The organism is Moritella sp. Urea-trap-13 (assembly GCF_002836355.1).
GTDB lineage: Bacteria > Pseudomonadota > Gammaproteobacteria > Enterobacterales > Moritellaceae > Moritella.
Genome location: NZ_PJCA01000037.1, coordinates 141280 through 161724, shown reverse-complemented (window position 1 = coordinate 161724; position 20445 = coordinate 141280). Strand labels below are relative to the sequence as shown.

At 36.6% G+C, this 20445-nt stretch carries 18 protein-coding genes; 8 read left to right on the top strand and 10 right to left on the bottom strand.

Annotated features, from left to right (window positions below; all coding sequences use genetic code 11):
* Positions 1-80: 80 nt before the first annotated feature.
* The gene (locus tag CXF93_RS17675) at positions 81-1463 is read left to right on the top strand and encodes a phage integrase SAM-like domain-containing protein (RefSeq protein ID WP_101063841.1); all 1383 of its coding nucleotides are present in this window, start codon (positions 81-83) and stop codon (positions 1461-1463) included.
* Positions 1464-1678: 215 nt separating this feature from the next.
* Here the strand turns inward: CXF93_RS17675 and CXF93_RS17670 are convergent, their stop codons facing one another.
* The 4 genes from CXF93_RS17670 to CXF93_RS17655 form a co-directional block, all read right to left on the bottom strand.
* Complete coding sequence (locus CXF93_RS17670; protein ID WP_101063840.1) at positions 1679-1873, bottom strand: hypothetical protein; 195 nt, start codon at positions 1871-1873, stop codon at positions 1679-1681.
* A 201-nt stretch (positions 1874-2074) separates the two neighbouring features.
* Positions 2075-2398 carry a hypothetical protein gene (locus CXF93_RS17665; RefSeq protein ID WP_101063839.1) on the bottom strand — a complete coding sequence of 108 codons (324 nt, stop codon included), beginning with the start codon at positions 2396-2398 and terminating at the stop codon, positions 2075-2077.
* A gap of 274 nt (positions 2399-2672) precedes the next feature.
* Positions 2673-2963 carry a hypothetical protein gene (locus CXF93_RS17660; RefSeq protein ID WP_101063838.1) on the bottom strand — a complete coding sequence of 97 codons (291 nt, stop codon included), beginning with the start codon at positions 2961-2963 and terminating at the stop codon, positions 2673-2675.
* A gap of 979 nt (positions 2964-3942) precedes the next feature.
* Entirely contained in the window at positions 3943-4518 is a 576-nt protein-coding gene (locus tag CXF93_RS17655; RefSeq protein WP_101063837.1) for a recombinase family protein, read from the bottom strand.
* A gap of 598 nt (positions 4519-5116) precedes the next feature.
* On the opposite strand from CXF93_RS17655, the gene rfaH reads away from it, so the two are divergent.
* From rfaH to CXF93_RS17625, 5 genes are all read left to right on the top strand, one after another.
* Positions 5117-5626, top strand: coding sequence for a transcription/translation regulatory transformer protein RfaH (rfaH, locus tag CXF93_RS17650; protein ID WP_101063836.1), 510 nt, complete (start codon positions 5117-5119; stop codon positions 5624-5626).
* Between the two features lie 218 nt (positions 5627-5844).
* Entirely contained in the window at positions 5845-6717 is an 873-nt protein-coding gene (locus tag CXF93_RS17645) for an AraC family transcriptional regulator (protein ID WP_101063835.1), read from the top strand.
* Positions 6718-7435: 718 nt separating this feature from the next.
* The gene (locus CXF93_RS22385; RefSeq protein WP_101063833.1) at positions 7436-7903 is read left to right on the top strand and encodes a type II secretion system protein; all 468 of its coding nucleotides are present in this window, start codon (positions 7436-7438) and stop codon (positions 7901-7903) included.
* An 854-nt stretch (positions 7904-8757) separates the two neighbouring features.
* On the top strand, positions 8758-9081 hold the full coding sequence (locus CXF93_RS17630) for a VF530 family DNA-binding protein (RefSeq protein ID WP_101063832.1): 324 nt from the start codon (positions 8758-8760) through the stop codon (positions 9079-9081).
* Positions 9082-9438: 357 nt separating this feature from the next.
* The gene (locus CXF93_RS17625; RefSeq protein ID WP_101063831.1) at positions 9439-11433 is read left to right on the top strand and encodes a bifunctional UDP-sugar hydrolase/5'-nucleotidase; all 1995 of its coding nucleotides are present in this window, start codon (positions 9439-9441) and stop codon (positions 11431-11433) included.
* A gap of 149 nt (positions 11434-11582) precedes the next feature.
* On the opposite strand, the gene CXF93_RS17620 is transcribed toward CXF93_RS17625, so the two are convergent.
* The 5 genes from CXF93_RS17620 to CXF93_RS17600 all read right to left on the bottom strand — a co-directional run bounded on the left by CXF93_RS17620 (position 11583) and on the right by CXF93_RS17600 (position 17063).
* On the bottom strand, positions 11583-12764 hold the full coding sequence (locus CXF93_RS17620) for a putative manganese transporter (protein ID WP_101063830.1): 1182 nt from the start codon (positions 12762-12764) through the stop codon (positions 11583-11585).
* A gap of 189 nt (positions 12765-12953) precedes the next feature.
* Positions 12954-13937: an MDR family oxidoreductase gene (locus CXF93_RS17615; RefSeq protein ID WP_101063829.1), complete on the bottom strand. Its 984-nt coding sequence runs from the start codon at positions 13935-13937 to the stop codon at positions 12954-12956.
* A 111-nt stretch (positions 13938-14048) separates the two neighbouring features.
* A complete protein-coding gene (locus tag CXF93_RS17610) occupies positions 14049-14684 on the bottom strand; it encodes a TetR/AcrR family transcriptional regulator (RefSeq protein ID WP_101063828.1) in 636 nt (211 codons plus the stop codon).
* Between the two features lie 155 nt (positions 14685-14839).
* Positions 14840-16093 (bottom strand): OmpP1/FadL family transporter, encoded by a 1254-nt coding sequence (locus CXF93_RS17605; RefSeq protein WP_101063827.1) that lies wholly within the window; start codon positions 16091-16093, stop codon positions 14840-14842.
* Between the two features lie 622 nt (positions 16094-16715).
* Positions 16716-17063: a hypothetical protein gene (locus CXF93_RS17600; RefSeq protein WP_101063826.1), complete on the bottom strand. Its 348-nt coding sequence runs from the start codon at positions 17061-17063 to the stop codon at positions 16716-16718.
* A gap of 295 nt (positions 17064-17358) precedes the next feature.
* Between CXF93_RS17600 and CXF93_RS17595 the strand changes: the two genes are divergently transcribed.
* Positions 17359-18654, top strand: coding sequence for an NAD(P)/FAD-dependent oxidoreductase (locus CXF93_RS17595; RefSeq protein ID WP_101063825.1), 1296 nt, complete (start codon positions 17359-17361; stop codon positions 18652-18654).
* A 143-nt stretch (positions 18655-18797) separates the two neighbouring features.
* On the opposite strand, the gene epmB is transcribed toward CXF93_RS17595, so the two are convergent.
* Positions 18798-19778 (bottom strand): EF-P beta-lysylation protein EpmB, encoded by a 981-nt coding sequence (gene epmB / locus CXF93_RS17590; protein WP_101063824.1) that lies wholly within the window; start codon positions 19776-19778, stop codon positions 18798-18800.
* Positions 19779-19855: 77 nt separating this feature from the next.
* Between epmB and efp the strand changes: the two genes are divergently transcribed.
* Positions 19856-20422 carry an elongation factor P gene (gene efp, locus CXF93_RS17585; protein ID WP_101063823.1) on the top strand — a complete coding sequence of 189 codons (567 nt, stop codon included), beginning with the start codon at positions 19856-19858 and terminating at the stop codon, positions 20420-20422.
* Positions 20423-20445: the final 23 nt, after the last annotated feature.

The following is a 20445-nucleotide window of genomic DNA, read 5'->3' as shown; positions in this document are numbered from 1 at the left end:
GTTGATTTAATTAGCATTTAAAGTTGACCATAAAACCTTCGAAGCATACTATGTATATTTTATGTTTTGAGGGTTTTTTTATGTCTACTGAAAATTCAGAAAAACTGCGTAATTATATAAAAACCATATCTAATGATACTAGCCTCTTAGACCCCTTTCTAAAGCTGATGAATAAGCAGTATAAAGAGAAGCCTATAACCTTATTTGATGGGCTTTCAGTATATAGACAGAGCAATACCAACAACTATTCATATCGAATTAATAATCCATTATGGGGAGTTATTAATGAACGCAAGAGTTGTAAAACACCTGATATTGAACAAGCTAAAATAATAGCGCTAGAAGCTTGGAGTCGTTACAAGGTGATGAATGAGTTCGATTTAATCTCTAAACAAGGTGAAACATTTATTCAGTTTGCTGAACGGATAGTAATACCACCACTCATCATTCATAAAGACCATTTAGATAAACAACATTCTCAAGAGGTAACATCTCAGATTAAGAAACAGATTAAACAGAAATTTAATGCTGTAAATAAACGTATTAACCATTTGAGAAAAAATTGTCATTTCCTACATAACAAACTAATAACAGAACTAAGGTTGAAAGACTTTGAAGATTTTGCAATTTTTACATTAAACAATGTGAATGCGTTATCAAAAGATACGTTTGATAACTACATGACGGTTGTTAGGGATGTTTTAAATGCAGCTGTATCTGAGGGTGTAATAACATCTAAACCAGACACCACACTTAATAAACGTGTGAAAGATATGTTTAATAAAAAGTCTGCAAGATTGGACTTATCATCACAAGACATAAACCTAATTTTCACTGAGCTAAAACAAGCTATACAACTCAATAAAGATAACCTTAGCGATTCTGCAACGTCTAAGTTTTCATTAGGTAAGCTCAAAAAACTAGAAAATTATCTATATTACTTAGAGTTTATACTAGCTACAGGTACACGAGCTGGTGACGAGTGTTTTACGATCAAATGGTGTGATTTCGATATTGTAGAAATGGATGTTAATAGCAAGTCGGTATTTGATTACTACTGCAATATAACAAGCGGGAAAATTGAGAATAAAAGTGGAGGGGGTAGAAAGATACTAATTTCTAAGGGTTCTGAAAAATCAAACATTTTTCAAGATTGTTTGTCACCATTAGCCAAGTTACACGGTTTTGATGGCATTAAATCAGCTATTCAATCTAAGTCAAATGGTTACATTTTTTCGGCAGATCTGAAAGACGTCCAAAGATACTTAAAAAAATGGAAAATATTCAGTGTTGAGTTTACCCCTTACCAATTTAGGCACACCTATATCACTAAGAAAATAATTGAAACCTCTGAACCTTTAGATCGCATAAGCAAGCAGTGTGGGAATTCAGTAAACGAGATTCAAAAGTCGTATAACCATGCAACTACGTTGCGATACAGAGCAGAAGAATTGTCTAAATAGATTTTTGGGTTCACTGTCGCTTTGCTTTGAGTTCACCCGTATTGTCTCAACTTTGTGCCTTGCACGTTTCAAGTGGGCGGTTTCCGCTGTTCCCACTTGAAATATATAAACTATAAGCAATCTGTTAAAACATAGTTATTGATTGATTAATTAATTGAATAAAATAAGTTACTTTCTTTATATAGAAGAAGTTATATTTTTATTTAATTAAACATTTAATTTAGTTGGTTTGTATTTGGGTTAGCATTGGCATTTTCCTCATTCTCAGCTATCATTTTTTTTGCTCTGATACTCATTATTACAGCATTTTTAACAAAACGAGAAAAGGACTCATTTCCTCTATATTGATCGATTAAATCCATTAGCCCTATTTTGAATCGAATATTCTTCTTTATTGATATAGCTATCATGATTTATTGTTCCTTGATTAAATTGTACATACAAAACGTAAAATATTAAATTGTACGTACAAAACGTATATGGTGACTTAACAAACCGATCATTTTAATAATGTAATTGCAAGCAATCACATTTTAAATCAGCTCTTTAGTCTTGTTTTAGTTATTAAAAATTACATTATTCTATATAAAAGAACATAGTTTAATTAGTCATTAAACTAATTTTGATAATGCGTCATCCACCTCTTTAGAGTCATGCATCCATTCTTTAATTGCCGCCCTTTCATAACGCTCACTATCAGTTACTACTTTCTCTTTTTTAACTTCCTTGTAAATTGAGATAACTAGATTGACTGGAATCCCTTCCTCAATAAAATCCTGTTTTAAATCTTTTATTCTTAAGTTTATATCTTTCTTTTCTAATTCAAGATCAGAAAATTTAGAAATGAATTCGTTAATGATGCCTTTAGTTTCTAGATTAGAGTCCATCGGTGCTGCATTGTTTTCTAAGTCTTCGCGTTCTTTATAATCTGTCATAATAATCATCCTAGTTTGTTTTATTTTTAGATTTATGTAATTGCATATGTTTTTGTATTGCATTTTATTTATAAAAGTTAGGAAAAATAGTTGATGCTAATTGAGGGATAATGGGTGGTTTTTTATAATAAAAGGTAATAAAGAATTTTGGTTTATAGCCTTTTGTTATATTGATTGGTTTGATGCTAATTGAGGGATAATGGTGGTTTTGAAAGTGGGGAGGGTGCTAATCCATTTAACACCATTAAAATTTAAGGATTAATGAAATTACTAATTAAGATGACAGGTTTAACTTAGCTTGTTTTTTCTGAATTTTAATTAATTTCTTTTTGTTTTTTGCTTCTTCATTTAAAAGAAACTTTTCTCTCTGTTTAGCACGTTTGTGTTCTTGCATCATTTCATCAACATTATAATTGTCATCTTTCAACAACTTCTCTTTTGCTGCTTCTTGAATCCAATCTGTGAACGATAGTGAATCATTCAATTGTTCTTCAACACCCTCAATAATTAAGTGTGGAAAACGAACCGATTTAAGTTGTGTTTTTTTAGTAATTGTTTTGCTCATGTTTACCACCTTTGGTATGTTGAATTGGTTGTATTACATATTTATACCAAAGGTGATTTAATGATAAAATATCATGTTTCTTATATAGAAGAATGTAAGTTTTTTAATCATAAAATCGATTTTTATCGTCTAAATCTAAAATTAGAAGAATAGAAGCATTCTCATTTAGAGGTCAGATTTGAGGCTGGTGGATTAACCTTCATTAAAAAAGAGTCCATTAACGTACATCCGACATTCCGCCCCCCTAAATAGAAATTATCACTGTTGATATAGAGAAAAATTAGTAAGATTACGTGTTAATAAATTGAGTATTATCAAGTCACTATGCTATAATAAGGTATTATATTTCATTGAACGTGTAGTAATCCTCTCGAGGGAATTACCAAGATCACCTTCTGGAATCTGTTAAACTGAATTTGACCACAGATATTATCTTTCATTGAACGTGTAGCAATCCTCTCGAAGGAATTGCCAAGATCACCTTCTGGAATCGGTTAGACTGAATTTGACCACAGATATTATTTTTCGATTTAAATTTTTCGATTTAAATTTTTCGATTTTTTTAATTTTAAATCGAAAAATAGAATGTAAAATGAAAGATTAGACCGAATAAGGTCGGTTAGACTGAATTTGACCACAGATATTGTTTTTCAAATAATTTCAGAAATTTTATTTTTTTAATTAATTAATTTTCAAATAATTTCAGAAATTTTATTTATTTATTTATTTAATTAATTAATTTTTCATGTGAAATTAGAAACCCTCCTCTAATAACAGAGTGTGTAATCACACCCAATATCCAATTATAGACATTCCATCAATATGATCATGTGGATGTATGATTAAAATCATAATAATAAAAATTATCATGTTTCTTATATAGAAGAATGTAAGTTTTTTAATCATAAAATCGATTTTTATCGTCTATTCATATCAATTTTTCATTCAAAAAGTGATTATTAACGTACATCAGTAAACGTCATTTATTCCAATGTCTCTTTATCGTAGCAATACCAATACTAAGTTTTTCAGCACTTTGTGATTGGGATAACCCTTCAAGTTTGCAGGCTTGAACATTTGTTGTAGTTGCTAATGAACCTTTAGGTCTACCGAGTTTTGTTCCTTCACTTTTAGCACGTTCCAAACCGTCTTTTGTCCTTTCTCTAATTCGGTTGCGTTCGAACTCGGCAAAAGCTGAGAACATTTGTAACATCAATTTACCCTCTGAACTTGATAGGTCTTTGATTGGTAGATCTAAACTTATAACCTTTATTCCTCGCTTTGTTAGCTTTTCGATAGTTTGCTGAACATCAATGTTGTCACGACCTAATCGATCTAATTTTAAAACGATAAGTTGATCATTAGCTTCTAATTTATGTTCCACTAACAACTTGAACTGTTCACGTTTAAAAGCTTGGATTGAGCCACTAATCGTTTCACTAATCACCCTGTCATCTGAGATTTCATATCCAGCATTTCTAATTGCTAGAATTTGATTAGCTGTAGTTTGCTCTGAAGTTGAGATCCTGCAATATGCAAATATGCGACCTGTCATTATTAATCCCTAACTAGTATCACTTAATGAGGTATCATTATATTATTGGTATCATTAATAGTAAAGCTATATTTTTGATACCAATAAGGGCGTGTTATTTTAGTATCAAAAATCGTTCGTTATTTGATACTACTATTAAAGGTGAATTATTCGCTAAGTGATTAAACAACCAGTTACTCACATCTTCATGATTAAAATAAAAAAGTTACATTCCTCTATATAGAAGAACATCACTTTTTTAACCTTATAATTTAGGGGTAAACCAAACTGACACACCAAATTTAAGAGTAAAGCTTTACCTCAATGTTGATTAGCTGACCATACTCATAAAATGATGATATATCTTAATCAGGTCTATTATTATCAGCGTCTTCATGAACGATTTTTCAGTTAGAGCAGTTAGAGCAGTTAGAGCAGTTAGAGCAGTTAGAGCAGTTAGAGCAGTATCAATAACGCCCTTTAAAGGGTAATTGTCAATTTTATTAACCTAAAACTATTCAGTTAGTGCCTATCCTTACATAACTTCAACATATGCATATACATTGGTTATAGAGTGCTGATATAAATCATACTCATATATAGCTAGGTTTTATTTCATATGAAAAATCAACATAACCATTGGTTTTTACTTTATTGTAAAGGCAGAGAAGAATTGAGAGCCGTGCACAATTTAGAAAATCAATATGTTGAAAGTTTTTTTGTTTCAGTTCCTGTAGAAAAAATAATTCGTGGTAAAAAAATTATAAAAGAAGAACCATTATTCCCTAATTATGTTTTTGTTAAGCTCGATACAGAAAAAAATAATTTTAATAGTATCAGGTCAACTCGAGGTGTAATTGATTTTGTGAAATGTGGTATCGAATATGTAAAAGTTCCCATTTCATTAATTGATAAATTAAAAATATATCACAAAGAAGAAAGTGAACTAGTATTTAAGAAGAATGATAAGTTATTCATAAATAGTGGCCCTTTTAAAGGGTTGAATGCTATATACAGATGCCCTGATGGGCTTAGCCGTTCTATTGTTCTAGTCAATATTTTACAAGGTCAGAGTCGAGTTAAAATACCAAATGAAAATATCAAGGTAATTAAACATGATGTGTTGTAAAAATAAAGAAATTGAAAAAATAAAAAGAAATTGGTTTCAAAAGTTTTTTTATAGCAGTATCTACAAATGTAAGAAGTGTAACCACGTTGTTAAGATAAAGCATGGTTAGCTTTTTGTGATAACAATGTAATTAGTTATTATATTAATTACATTGTTATCACGAATTACTCTAGAACCCCAAAAAATTTAAATTCCTATTATTAATTTGAAATTAAAATATGATCATAAAAAAATTAATTGAGAAGTCGCTACAGATATTTGAATCTAAAACAGAGGCTGTAATCGCGCTACAAGAGGATAATAAGTTTTTTTTAATCAAACATCACGATGATCTTGACTCTAAATGCTATTTTTCAAAACCATTTTTCTGTTTAATTCTGCAAGGCGTCAGAGAAGTAATTATGGGAGGGCGAATGTTTGAAGTGAGGAAGGGACAATCTTTCATTGGCACTCATAACTCCCCTATGATGTCGAGTATTACTAAAGCAAGTAGCGAGAAACCTTATATAGCTCTAGTTCTAAATATAGACTTTAACATCATTAGATCTCTTTATGAAAAACTTGAAGAGTTTTCTTTTACAATGATAGAAGAAACGTCAGGAGAGGTTAAAGATACTAACGAGGAGTTATTAGATTCATTATTCAGATTAATGCTCGTATCACAAAATAAAATTGATTCTTTGGTATTATGTCCTCAAATTTATAGAGAGGTCCATTACAGACTTCTGCAAGCACCTTATGGGCAAAAGATTAGAACTTTATTGAGAGTGGATAGCCATGCACGTCATATATCAAAGGCTATAGTAATTATACGAACAAAATATAATGAAACATTAATTATTGCTAATCTAGCAAAATCAGTTGGTATGAGTTCTTCATCCTTTCATAATCACTTTAAATCTATTACTAAATTGACACCATTACAGTATCAGAAAAACTTGAGACTGTTAAAAGCAAAAATGCTTATTAAAACAAAAGGCATAAGTGTAACAGCAGCAGCTTTTGAAGTTGGCTATAAAAGCAAAAATCAATTTAGCAGAGAGTACACTAGAAAGTTTAACGTAAGTCCCAGTTCAGATAGGTCATTATAAATAACCATAATACTATTAATTATAAGCTATTTTTAGAAAAAATATTTTTACATTACCCATGGAATTAGGGTCAAGGATGAAAAATGGAATGCTCAAGTGTAAATATTTCAGATGAATTATTACTAATTAAAGCAGCGAAGAACGGAAGTATTAATGCTGAAAATATGTTGTATTCCCTTCATAAAAAAAATCTAGAACGAGCACTATGTAAATATAAATTTTTACATATGATTTTGGATGACCTGCCCGACCATATCGAATTCGACTACCGAATTGCAATTCATAAGTACAGGATAGAATCAAATATAAGATTTATTAATTTTGCATCTTGGTTTATTAAGAATAACTTAGAACGTAGGTGCGCGAATATTATATAGGTAAGAGGTATACATGATTTTTTTAAAAGTTATATTTATTATATTTTTCTTGATTGTTATTTTTATGCTATGCAATAAAATTTTACGTGTCGATCCTGAAGGTGATTAATAATAATTCTAATACCATTAATGTTCCGGGACGATTTTATCTTCATTAGAATCCTATTTCTGTGTTTTTATACAGTATTATTCACTTTGACTTAAATTTAATAGTTTATTGATGATTAGCAGCTCAATTATAATGAGGTACATGTGCACTAAGATAATAAAAAATATTATAAACGGCTCTCTCCGCATCTTAAAACAGGATGTTTTAGTAAGTTTTCAATTCGAGAATAAATATGCGACACAGAAGTAATGGTTTTACACTAATCGAACTCGTTATCGTTATAGTAATATTGGGAATTCTTGCAGCTACTGCATCTTCAAAGATTTTTAACCTCAGTGCAGACGCTCGCATAGCAACCCTCGAATCTTTAGAGGGAGCAATCCTAAGTGCATCAAGCATGGTCAATTATAAAGCAGTTATTGAAAAAAAAACTGACTGTTCAACCGACCCTACGATTGAAATGCAAGGTGAAACCATTACTCTTCGCTGCGGCTACCCTTGTCCTCACCCTAATGGTATCGGTCATACGGTTGAAACTGGAGATGCCTTTTCTTGGGTAGGGGGGAATTGTGGAGGTGTTCTGGGTTATGTAGAGGTACAAGTCAAGGATGCTCCGACCCCAAGTACATGTAAAATCCGTTATTCCGCATCTGACGGTAGTCGCCCACCTATTATTTCACTCACTGATAGTGGTTGTTAATCGTTTTATGATTAGTTAATTGTTGGTGTTAAATAATCATAAAACAAGGAGTTTAAATTGAGCTAAAACAGTTGGTTCAGTTTCGCCATACTTTCAGTAAAACGAATAATGCCCTTTAAAGCTCAAGGATTAAGCCACTTTTGTCCATAAACAATTTAGAGATGCATGACAAACATCTCTGATTAGTTGACGAATACACAATTCATTGCTCAGCAACATAAACTGATTAGCCGATAAGTCATTCACTCACTAGCTATTGATGTATTGATTATTTAAAATAAAAACACTACTTCTTCTATATAAAGAAACATAACTTTTTTTATTAATTAAACTTAAAAGTTAATGACATTTGAGAGTGAAAATGAACATTCCCAAGTTGGTATAAACACCCCGTATGGAAATGTAATCGTACCAAGTGATTTTTATGGTAATGATTTAGTAAAATCCATAATGATCTAATTTAAAGACTTTTTGGATTAAGCTATCTAAGTGTAAATTCACGTATATCTTTGATTTTTTATGCAATCTGAAAAATTCAACGGTAAGGCTGTTTTATGTATTTGTATGTACGAGTTGAAGTTGGTTAAGCTACTGATTACAAATGTATTTGATAAGCGGTATGGGTGGAATGGGCGGCATGATGTAAGAATAGGGTTTAAACTCTATTTTTACACAGTTCTAATCATTTAAAATAAAGCCCGAATAGAAATATTCGGGCTTTTTTATTGATGGTGAATTAATATGTTAACAATATTTTCCTGTCTTAGTTATGCACTTTTACCTGAGTTAAACGCATAAGTCTGTCAATATTTAGGAAACTTGTTACAATGCTATTTTTTGATTTTAGGTAGACTATGAATAATAGTAATGATCCGCTACAAGGCGTTAAACTTGAACAGATTCTAACCGAGCTAGAGAAGAAAATTGGTTGGGAGAAGATGGGTGAGTTGCTTAATATTCGTTGTTTTACCAATAAAGCGCGTCTTAAATCAAGTTTGAAATTTCTGCGTACAACCCCTTGGGCACGCAGTAGAGTTGAAATTTTATACCTAAAAACATTTTGTAGTAAGCATAAAGAAACGGGGAAATTAATCAGGGCGATACTCGCTCAGAATACAGCAGTAGCAGAAACGACTTCCACCAAGCCCGCTCCCTTTGTTTGGCCAACATTGAAATAAAAATAGACTTATGTGACACTTAATACATAAATATTTCAAAATCTTGTATGCTTTTATCTACAGGCGGCATGATGTAATTCGCAAATTTTCGATTATATCTCTGCTGTTAGCGGTTAAACGCTAAACCCCAGACACAAAAAAGCCTTAATCTGATATTTTTTATCGTGATTAAGGCTTTTTTTGTGCCTATATTTTGTGGTTTTAGTTATATCAGTGTAATTCTGTGCAGCTTAGTCGTATCTGCCAGTCTACATATTGCGTGATATTTTATTATTGGTATAGTGCGGTTAACTTAGTTGGTGTTAGTTTTCATCACTTGAAGAATTTAATCTTAGTCTCTGACCGTAAAGGAATATCATGACGTTTTCAAAACCACTTACCGCACGCTTAACCGCTGTTTCAGTTGCGTTATTACTCGCGGGTTGCGCGCAAACTTCACAACAAGATGAAGTTTTTAACCTGACTGTTGCGCATATCAATGATACCCATTCTAACTTCGATCCGGTTAAATCTAGCTTCACTGCCAACGGCGATACTGTGTATAACGAATTCGGTGGTCATCCGCGGTTAAAAACTATGTCGGATGATTACAAGCAGCAAGCACTAGAAAATGATGACAGCTTTTTATTCTTACACGGTGGTGATGCGTGGCAGGGCAGTGCGTACTTTAAGTTGAACGAAGGTGCGATGAATGCAGATATCTTAAGCATGTTCGGTATCGATGCGATGGCATTGGGTAATCACGAATTTGATTTGAACAATACCAAGCTTAATCAATTTATTGGTGATGTTAACTTCCCGGTATTGGCAGCAAACATCGATGCCAGTGAAGATGCGGATTTAAAAGACCAAACCAATTTACGTCCTTTCATGGTTTACGCATTTGATGGTAATAACAAAACGGCTATTAGCGACTTAGATAACCTACCAACAGATAAAGACTTGGTAGCCGTATTTGGTTTAGCGTTGGATAACATGCCTAATATCGCGCCAAATACCGGTGATATCAAATTCTTAAACATGGTGACATCTGCGCAAGCAACGGTTGATATGTTGAAAGTCAAAGGTGTGAACAACATTATCGCATTAACGCATATCGGTAATGCTGTCGACGTTGATGTAGCCAGTAAAGTGAATGGTATTGACTTGATAGTTGGTGGTCACTCACATACGCTACTAGGTGACTTCACTAACCTTGGTTTACACAATAACGGCACGTATGCACAGATAGTGAAAAACCCAGATAACATGGGGCAAACTTGTGTTGTACAAGCTGGTGAGTACGCACAAGCTATCGGTCGTTTAGAAGTAAGCTTTAACCAACAAGGCGACATTGTTAACTGTAATGGACACAATGTATTACTGAGCAATGATGAGTTCTATTCACAGCCATCACGTCAAGACGATGAGAAGTTTGATAGCGCAGCTACGCAAGGCGTGGTTGAGTTTATTGACCAAGCAGAAAACATCACAATTACTGCTGAAGAAGCGGCAATGCGTCAACGTATTGATGTGAACTACAAGCCTGCTGTTGACCAAGCGTACGGTAAAACCATTGCCCAAGTGCCAGTAGAAATTAAACATGAACGTCGCCCTGGCGATCGCGGTAGTGACAAACACGGTTCTGATGTAGCGCCTATTTTAGCGGAAGGCCAATACTTCTGGGCTAATACAGCGGAAGTACAGAAAGTCACTGGTATGAATGTTGATTTTGCCTTAATCGGTGCTGGTGGCATTCGTACTAACATTGACGCGGGTGAATATCGCCAAGGTAACGTGTCGTTAGAAATGTTGCCATTTGCTAACTTTATGTCTGTTTTACCTGTTTCGGGTAAAGTGATTAAAACACTGATTAACGATACGGTAAGTGCAACATTAGCTGTAGGTTCACACGCAGGTAAATTCCCGTATGGTGGTCATATTCGTTATAGCTACACAGAAACAGTGGCGAACACAGCCGGTAAGGTTGATTTTGTGGAAGTGATGACGGGCACTGAAGATGCGCCTTCATGGACTGCGATTGAAGAGAGCAAAACTTACAACGTCGCGTTAAGCAATTACAATGCGACGGGTAATGATGGTTGGACGCCGTTGTATGAAGCACAAAAGAACAGCTCTGAACGTGTTGATTTAGCATTTGTGGATGGCAAGTTAACAGGCTTTAAAGTAAAGAATATTGCTAAAGTTGGCAAAAAGTACCAAGTAAATTACCAAGGCGATGCGCCAAACTGTAAAGCGGATAACACAGTATGTAATACCGATGCGCAAGCAGTGATGAATTACATTGATAGTGAACGTAATACGTTAACGCCATTAGGCTATGAAGTGGTGACGTTTAATCGCGCGCAGTAATTATTTTAGTTAATAGTTAATAGTTAATAGTTAATAGTTAATAGCTAGATGGTAATAGAAGCACTGAATGTTAAAATGTTCAGTGCTTTTTTTGTATCAAATTTTCAGTCTCTTTGCATATAAGAGCCACTTTATAACAGCAGGAAGATTTAAACCTCAAAAACAAAGAAGTAAGCATATGCGCTAATGATAGCTGGAATGGATGAATAAAGCGTGGCGGTTAACGCGGCTTTAGGAGCCATCGCAATCGCTGGGAATAGTGCATCACCATCATTACTTATGGCATTACCTAATTGTGTTGATAGCGGCACTGCACCTGATAGGTACAAGCTGGTGACTAATATCTGCGGCCCACAACCCGGAAATAAACCAATGATTACGCCCATGAGAGGTAACAACAGCAACCAATTTTGGAACAAGGACTCAAGGTTAATTCCCGTCCAGTGCATGGTTAATTCAAACAATAAAAAAGCGCCAATAACCCAACTGGTCACAAAGTTAGTATCTTGTCCTACGCGTTGCAGTAAATCACTGGCCTGGCTCTTTGGATCTTCTGATACCGCAGACTCATAGTTTGTTATTTCACGGCTCGTCGCCCATAACAACATGGAGAATGTCACGAGTATTGCACCGATGATATTTATGCTGTTCGGGGGTAAGAAAAAGACTGAATCAATATCAATTTGCAGTGACCCCATGATGGCAATGATACTGGCTGGCAAGAGCAACCATTGCCAAAAAATACCTTGTAATTTGAGCATTGGCTTGAGCTCTTCACTGGGTGACCGCCTTGGTGTTGTGACTGTCGGTCGTAGAAAGTCTACGCCGTGCAACGCATCAACAATGAGACCTGAAATAACCCCGATCACGGCTCCTACTGCGAGTAATAATAATCCGGTCGAAGGCTCTGCTGCGAGCAGTAAAAATGCAGCATCTCCCATGGTCGCGGTGAGCACCGCCACGACAGCACCGAAGCTTAATCTGCCGTTAACATATTGGGTGATAACCACAATCGCTCCGCCACAACCAGGCAATGCCCCCATCAATGCGGCGAATAGCACTTGTAACTGCCGATTGCGTTGTAGTAATTGACTAAACTGACCGTGTTTATTTAAGCGCGCAGAGATCAGGTGGTACAAGGTTAAAGTTGCAGCTACATAAGCCGCGACTTGCCAGAACGCATCTGCAAGCACATTAATCGTTAATGCACGGGTATCTGGAAGTAGTAGTAATACCAATAATGTCACAGGAAGCAATAAGCGTTTATTGTGAAGCTGCCAGCTATTTGAATTAGCGTGTTTTTTTAGTTGGGTTGATATTGCTTGTACCATAGCGTTTATTCCGTGTGTGAATGAATAAAATCGAATAGGGCAATATTAGCACATTAAATGCAATTGAGAATTATTATCATTTGGTTTTTTGATGTTGTAATCATAAGAGAGGGGGGAAGCAAAGTCAGTGGTAGAATATAGCCCGAATTAAGGTTGTAACTAATCCGGGCTATATTGTTTTCATTTAGTTTATTTTTGTAGATTAACCAGTACACGTCCGCGCACTTTACCAGCCATTAGATCATGCGCTGCTGCTACCGCGTCTTCTAAGCCGATCTCCGTGCCGATAGAATTAAAGTCATCAGCGGTTAGGATCTCTGCTAAACGAGCCCACGCCTCTTCTCTGTCTGCGATAGGACGCATTACACTGTCGATACCTGCTAAGGTAATACCACGTAAGATAAACGGCGCAACACTTGCTGGGAAATCCATACCTTGTGCTAGACCACAAGCAGTTACAACACCACCGTATTTAAGACCCGCACATACATTTGTTAGTGTGTGGCTACCCACAGAATCAATCGCTGCAGCCCAACGTTCTTTAACCATAGGACGACCTGGTTCAGATAAGGTATTACGATCAATGATCTCTGACGCGCCTAATGCTTTTAGATAATCAGCTTCTTCAGGACGACCTGTTGATGCGATAACGTTATAACCCAGTTTAGATAATAGTGTGATAGCAAAACTACCCACACCACCGTTAGCGCCTGTTACTAATACATCGCCTTTTTCAGGAGTGATGCCGTGACGTTCTAATGCAATAACCGATAACATCGCAGTGTAACCGGCAGTACCGATTGCCATTGCTTGTTTTGCTGTTAAACCAGTCGGTAGTTTGATTAACCAGTCACTGTTTAGGCGGGCTTTTTCTGCAAGGCCACCCCAATGCTTTTCACCCACACCGAAACCGTTTAATAATACTTGGTCGCCAGCTTGAAATTTATCGCTGTCGCTTTGTGTCACAGTACCAACTAAGTCAATACCTGGAACCATAGGGAAGCTGCGCACAACAGGGCCTTTACCTGTGATTGCTAAACCGTCTTTAAAGTTAAGCGTGCTGTAAGCAACATCAATGCTGACATCACCTGCAGGCAGTTGTGATTCATCAATTGATTGTACTGACGCTGTGTATTGATCGTCATTTTTTTCGATTAAAATACCTTTAAACATGCTTAACTCCAAATATAGACTGGTCGTCTATTAAAATGTAAAAAATTTTTAAATAATGCCTGCTCGTTATTTCTAGTTAGAAATCTAAAGAACAAGGCACCTATGATTATTTTAGCTGGTGGTGATACTGGCGATAAACATCGCGATATATAAATCCAGCGGTTGTACGGACTGAACGAGTCGCGCACGCATTACTGCACCTTCCCAACCGATCCAAAAGTATTCTGCTTGCTGTGCACAGTTGATATCCTGCTTGATAGCGCCTTGTTGCTGGGCAGTCTCTAAACAGACTTGCATCTTGCTTTGCCACACTGCAAAGATGTTTTGCAGAACTAGGCGGTAACTGTCGGGTAAAATAGCCACTTCTTGACCTAAATTACCGACTAAGCAACCGCGCTTAAACTCAAATCGCACTATGCCTTGCTTAGCGCCATCAGCGAATTTAACAATACGCTGTAGTGGTGCGATTGATTCATCCAGTAAGCATTTATCAAGCTTAGCAGCGAAATAGCTAGCGTAGTTATCAATGACCGCCTGACCAAAATCTTCCTTACTTTTAAAGTAATGATAGAAAGATCCTTTCGGTACACCGACCTTTTTCAAGATACCGTCGATACCAGCAGCGGCAAAGCCACTCTCTGTTAATACTTCCACACCACTGCGAATTAATAATGCGCGGGTATCGGTATTTTCACGGGCTACTTTTGGTGGCCTACCTCGGCGAGGTTTAGCTTTAATGTCTGTCATATTTTCCATAGTGCTGATTATAGACCGACCGTCTAATTAATTGCAATGCGTAGATGCAAGAAAGATCCTTAAACAGGATCTTTGTTGATTTGGATCAGAAAACAAAAAAGACAGCCGAGGCTGTCTTTTTAATGCAGAGATGAATTAAGCTTGAATTAGAAGCTGTAGTTCATTTGTGCTGAGTAGATGTACGCATCGCCACTTGAAGTGAATGTTCCTGTTGTTCCTGTAACAGGGATTGCTTCATCAAATGTGATTTCTTTACCCGCAACTAAGGCTGCAGCGAAATCAAATGATAGTGCAGGTGATGCTTTGTAAGTCATACCCGCTGTATACCAGTTACGATCTGTATCTGGTATGCTTAGCGTTGATTTACCCGCTTGTTCATCGAATGCATAACCAGCACGTATTGTTACCGCTTCAGAAAGGTAGTATTCACCACCTATAGCGTAACGACTTGAGTCGCTATAATCTTCTTCTTTTAATAAGCATTGGCCTTGGGCAATACCGTCATTACAATCTGCTGAATCTACACTTGTTGCGACAATATCGCCAAAATCAGACCAAGTGCTGTACTGCCAGCTATATGACACTGCAAATTTATCGCTTAGTTTGTGGTAACCAGAAACTTCTAAAATTGAAGGCAAGTTAACATCTAGTTCTCCATCCACAGTTTTAGTCACGCCAGCTAAGTGAAGTCGCGATGATGAAGTACCTGTATACTCACCTTCTAATTCTGTTTTAACTTTTGATTTGTAGCTAATACCGAAGCGGTTATTCTCATTAACTTCGTATAATGCGCCAAGGTTCCAACCGAAACCATAACCATCGCCTTCCATACTCGCAACGCTTGTAGTTGGTGTAACCGGACCCTTTGAAATGCCGGCGTTTCTATCTAATTCCGCTGAAGCATAGACAAGGCTTACACCTGCACCTAAGCTTAGTTGCTCATTGATACGGTAAGAGACATTCGGGTTGAAGTTAACACTCATAATACTTGTTGTGCCGGCTGCAGAACCTGCTATATAGTCATTCGAATATTCTGTACCAACACCATAATTAGAATAAATCGCTAAACCAGCAGCCCATTGATCGTTAATCGGTTGGATGTAATACATAGCAGGTACAACTTGAGCTGGAGCGACATCATCCGCATTACCCATTGTGCTTGTAACATCAATATCAGGCGATACATAAGAACCCACAACTGAAAGTTGCGCTTTATCAAAAGTTGCCATTAATGCAGGGTTACGTGCAAGTGATGCGGCGTTGTCGCCGATTGCTGCTTCACCAGCGAATGCGCGGCCTAGGCCTGACGCTGAGTGTTCACTAACTTGGAAACCAGCGGCCTGAACTTGGCTTGCTGCAAGTAATGCTGTAACTGCTAGAGCAACTTTATTAATTCTCATGTAAACCACCATATAAAATTTGAAATTATGAATGAATATGTCAGTTCAAATAAAATGAACTTTTTAAATATCCTTAAAACTTGTATTGAAATCTAAGCCTTTCGTATTAGATCGTAAAGGTATTTTTATCGTTATCTATGACACACTGTTGTTTTATCTAACACTTTGTACTATTAACAATAATTTAACTTAGCTTTATTTTTATTTACAGTTGTTATGTAAGTGTATGTTATTTATGATTAAAAATATTTAAAATCAAGATTAATAAATAACCAAATAAATCTCATCTGATCTGTTTGCAAATATGAAAAATATTACTATGGGAATGTGCAATTTGTAGAGCTAAGACTCTATAAAATAGCGCTTTTTTTACTCTTTATAACAAAAAGGTATATATTTAGAGGTATCTATAATGTTTTTTATGATTATTTTGAACTATATATTTTAATCATTGTATTTTTATTTGAGGGAATTATTAGCGAGCGATAGGATTTTGTTGGGCTGGGGGGAAAATGAATATGCCACTCAATAAGATAAGTGGCATTAAAATAGGATGTGGCTATTTAGCCATTCTATTTATCGGTACTCTTCATCGAGACTATTCACTACATTATTCACAACATTACTCACCGATATTGCTTGGGGTATTTCTCTTCTCTTTCAATTCCTCAGAGAATTGACCTAGTACTGTGTGCATTTGTTTTAATTTACCTAGGAATGCTGCGATCGCAACATCAAATCCGTCTTCATCTGTTTTTGGTAATGCTTGCTGATCTTCAACTAACTCTTCCATATAAGGTAGGAAGCGATTTGAATTTGCTTTAAAGCCACTGTCTTCTGCAAAGATCGCACTAAATTTACCTATTTTACGTTTGCTTAGTAACGTTAAAAAATCATCAGCTTCGATCGCTGGGTGGTAAAAGCCTTTTAGCTGTGCAGTTAACTGTTCATGAAGTTGTTGATTTGTCATAGCGCCGGTATTTTTATCGATAAATGGGTCGGTATTATAAGCATCTTGAAGTCGATTGGGTATTATATTTTTTGTTACGGGCCATCATTTCTGTTGTTTTAGGTTTAACCCAAAATGTGATCTAGCGCAATATAGCTAGATTTCCACCTAAAAATTATGCTTTAATGTTCGGTCAATGGAATGAATGACAAGATAAGCATCGCTTAGTTGTATCAGTTAACCGTAGTTGGAAATAACCAGTGTTATAGGGTTGCCCGAATACCGTTAACTGATATATCTATGAGGACTTAATAAGATGAAAAAAATTCTTGTGATCGGAGGCGGTGCTGGTGGCCTTGAGCTTGCTACGCAACTGGGTCGTAAATTGGGTAAAAAAGACAAAGCACGCATTACGTTGGTTGATCGTAACAAAACCCACCTGTGGAAACCGTTATTACATGAAGTAGCAACTGGTTCACTTGATACCGGCATTGACGCGTTAAGTTATGCGGCACATGCGAAGAATCAAGGGTTTGATTTTCAGCTCGGCAGTTTCTCTGGTTTAGACCGTGAAACAAAGACCGTGACTATTGCGCCTTTATATAATGACTGTGATGAATTACTGATTGCTGAGCGTACTTTACAATACGATTACTTGGTATTAGCGATTGGCAGTATGTGTAATGACTTTAATACTAAAGGTGTTAAAGACAACTGCATTTTCTTAGACAGCCCAGATCAAGCACATCGTTTCCACAAAGAATTGTTGAATGCATTCTTGTTGCATGGTGCTAACAAAGATAAAGATGCCAAAGTAAACATCGCTATCGTTGGTGCAGGTGCGACAGGTGTAGAGCTTTCTGCTGAATTACACAATACCGCATCACAGTTATCGGCTTACGGCTTTACTAATGTAAGCCAAGAGTCGTTAAACGTAACATTAGTGGAAGCCGGTAAGAGTATTTTACCGGCATTACCAGCGCGTATTTCTGCTGCGGCGCACCACGAGTTAACTAAAATTGGTGTTGATGTGCGTACCGAAACTATGGTGACGGAAGCGAATAGCCAAGGTCTAGTAACCAAAGATGGTGACGAAATTCCAGCATCGTTAATGGTATGGGCGGCGGGTATTAAAGCGCCTGATTTCATGAAAGACATTGCCGGACTAGAAACCAATCGTATTAACCAGATCGTGGTTAAAGACAGTTTACAAGCTAGCCGTGATGACAGTATCTTTGTGATTGGTGATTTAGCATCGTGTACTCAAGCCGATGGTTCATTTGTACCACCGCGTGCTCAAGCTGCACACCAAATGGCGACAGTGGCATTTAAAAATATCATGACGCTGATGCAAGGCGGCGCAACGCTAAAATCATTTGTTTATCATGACCACGGTTCATTGGTATCACTAAGTAGCTTTAGCACTGTTGGTAGCCTGATGGGTAACCTGACTAAAGGCAGCATGATGGTAGAAGGTCGTATTGCTAGAATGGTGTATATTTCATTGTACCGTATGCATCAAATTGCCTTGCACGGTTATGTTAAAACTGGTTTGATGATGTTGGTTGGTAGTTTAAACCGCGTATTACGCCCAACGCTTAAACTGCATTAATAACGGTTTGACTTGATTGAATGAAGCTAGTTTAATCGAGTTATAGCAACTTTATAGAAAGATAAAAGGAATGGCCTGGTGGTCATTCCTTTTTTATTGGCTGGCTTTTATCGGGTAAGCTGTTGTAGTTAAATTGTATTGGTCTAAATCGCAATAGGCGTTTTACTTTTCTCACCACCAATCTCTCGTACTAACTTCGGCACTAAAAAGCCCGGTAAACGTAATAATAATTCATTCATCAATGCCACGGCTTTTTCTTCTGGTACTTCAAAATGACTAGCGCCTTCGACCCTATCTAATACATGCAAATAATAAGGTTGAATACGATTATCAAACAGGCGCTCATGTAATGCCACTAAATCATCGGCATTATCATTAATGTCAGCTAATAATACGGCTTGGTTATATAAGTCGATCCCTGCTGCGGTGAGCTTCGCTAATGCAACGGGTAATTCTGCGGCTAACTCATTAGGATGATTAATATGTAATACCACGCTGCAACGCAAACTCGACTGTTTTAGCAGGGTCACGAATTCATCGGTCACCCGGCTCGGCATCACCACGGGTAAACGCGTATGGATGCGTAGACGCTTAAGGTGCGGGATCTGTTCTAGTTGTTCTACTAACCAGCCAAGTTGTTCGTCGTTGGCCATGAGTGGATCGCCACCACTAAATATAACCTCGATGACCTCGGGTTTAGAGCGAATATAGTCGATTGCTTGTTGCCATTCGTGCTTGTTATTACTATTTTCTTGATAAGGGAAATGACGGCGGAAACAATAACGACAGTTGATCGCACAACCACCACGGACAATAAATAATACCCGATTGGTGTATTTGTGTAATAACCCTGGCACCACAGATTCGTGTTCATCAAGCGGATCTTTAATGAATCCGGCCTTTTGGATGAACTCTTGCTGCTTGGGCATGACTTGCAGAAATAGTGGGTCTTTAGGGTTGCCTTTTTCCATACGGTCCACAAACGATTGCGGTACGCGCATAGGGAATAACTGCCTTGCCGCAAAATCGGATTGGAAAGTTGTCTCGGGAAGTTCTAGTATAAAAAGTAGCTTTCTAGGATCTGAAATGGCACTTGCTAAGTCTTTTTTCCAATTTTCCTGCATCTTTGCTCCATTTCGGGTTATCATTTGCGGCATTATTGAACTCTAATTATTGAAATCTATTTTTTCATGAGGATAACATGGCAACATACAAAACCAGTGATTTTAAAGGCGGTTTAAAATTCATGCTTGATAATGAGCCTTGCTCTATCATCGAACATGATCATGTAAAACCAGGTAAAGGCCAAGCATTTCATCGCGTTAAAGTTCGTCGTTTAGTTTCTGGTAAAATTCTAGAAAAAACATTTAAGTCTGGCGAAACTGTTGAAGCAGCAGACGTAATGGAAGTAGAATTAGCGTATCTATATAACGATGGCGAACACTTCCATTTTATGAACAATGACTCGTTTGAGCAAGTTGAAGCTGACGTAAAAGCGGTTGGCGATACGGCTAAATGGCTTGTTGAACAAGATATCTGCGTTATTACTACGTGGAACGATAACCCAATTGCTGTTACACCACCAAACTTTGTTGAATTGGAAGTAACAGAAACAGATCCTGGCCTAAAAGGCGATACGCAGGGTACGGGTGGTAAACCTGCAACATTAACTACAGGTGCCGTTGTGCGTGTACCTCTATTCATCCAAATCGGTGAAGTAGTGAAAGTTGATACACGTACTGGCGAATACGTTGGCCGTGTAAAATAAATTGATTATACGCTAACTTAATT

Coding starts and splice junctions, on each gene's coding strand:
- CXF93_RS17675 (WP_101063841.1), top strand. CDS start 81: ATGTCTACTGAAAATTCAGAAAAACTGCGTAATTATATAAAAACCATA.
- CXF93_RS17670 (WP_101063840.1), bottom strand. CDS start 1,873: ATGATAGCTATATCAATAAAGAAGAATATTCGATTCAAAATAGGGCTA.
- CXF93_RS17665 (WP_101063839.1), bottom strand. CDS start 2,398: ATGACAGATTATAAAGAACGCGAAGACTTAGAAAACAATGCAGCACCG.
- CXF93_RS17660 (WP_101063838.1), bottom strand. CDS start 2,963: ATGAGCAAAACAATTACTAAAAAAACACAACTTAAATCGGTTCGTTTT.
- CXF93_RS17655 (WP_101063837.1), bottom strand. CDS start 4,518: ATGACAGGTCGCATATTTGCATATTGCAGGATCTCAACTTCAGAGCAA.
- rfaH (WP_101063836.1), top strand. CDS start 5,117: ATGAAAAATCAACATAACCATTGGTTTTTACTTTATTGTAAAGGCAGA.
- CXF93_RS17645 (WP_101063835.1), top strand. CDS start 5,845: ATGATCATAAAAAAATTAATTGAGAAGTCGCTACAGATATTTGAATCT.
- CXF93_RS22385 (WP_101063833.1), top strand. CDS start 7,436: ATGCGACACAGAAGTAATGGTTTTACACTAATCGAACTCGTTATCGTT.
- CXF93_RS17630 (WP_101063832.1), top strand. CDS start 8,758: ATGAATAATAGTAATGATCCGCTACAAGGCGTTAAACTTGAACAGATT.
- CXF93_RS17625 (WP_101063831.1), top strand. CDS start 9,439: ATGACGTTTTCAAAACCACTTACCGCACGCTTAACCGCTGTTTCAGTT.
- CXF93_RS17620 (WP_101063830.1), bottom strand. CDS start 12,764: ATGGTACAAGCAATATCAACCCAACTAAAAAAACACGCTAATTCAAAT.
- CXF93_RS17615 (WP_101063829.1), bottom strand. CDS start 13,937: ATGTTTAAAGGTATTTTAATCGAAAAAAATGACGATCAATACACAGCG.
- CXF93_RS17610 (WP_101063828.1), bottom strand. CDS start 14,684: ATGACAGACATTAAAGCTAAACCTCGCCGAGGTAGGCCACCAAAAGTA.
- CXF93_RS17605 (WP_101063827.1), bottom strand. CDS start 16,093: ATGAGAATTAATAAAGTTGCTCTAGCAGTTACAGCATTACTTGCAGCA.
- CXF93_RS17600 (WP_101063826.1), bottom strand. CDS start 17,063: ATGACAAATCAACAACTTCATGAACAGTTAACTGCACAGCTAAAAGGC.
- CXF93_RS17595 (WP_101063825.1), top strand. CDS start 17,359: ATGAAAAAAATTCTTGTGATCGGAGGCGGTGCTGGTGGCCTTGAGCTT.
- epmB (WP_101063824.1), bottom strand. CDS start 19,778: ATGCAGGAAAATTGGAAAAAAGACTTAGCAAGTGCCATTTCAGATCCT.
- efp (WP_101063823.1), top strand. CDS start 19,856: ATGGCAACATACAAAACCAGTGATTTTAAAGGCGGTTTAAAATTCATG.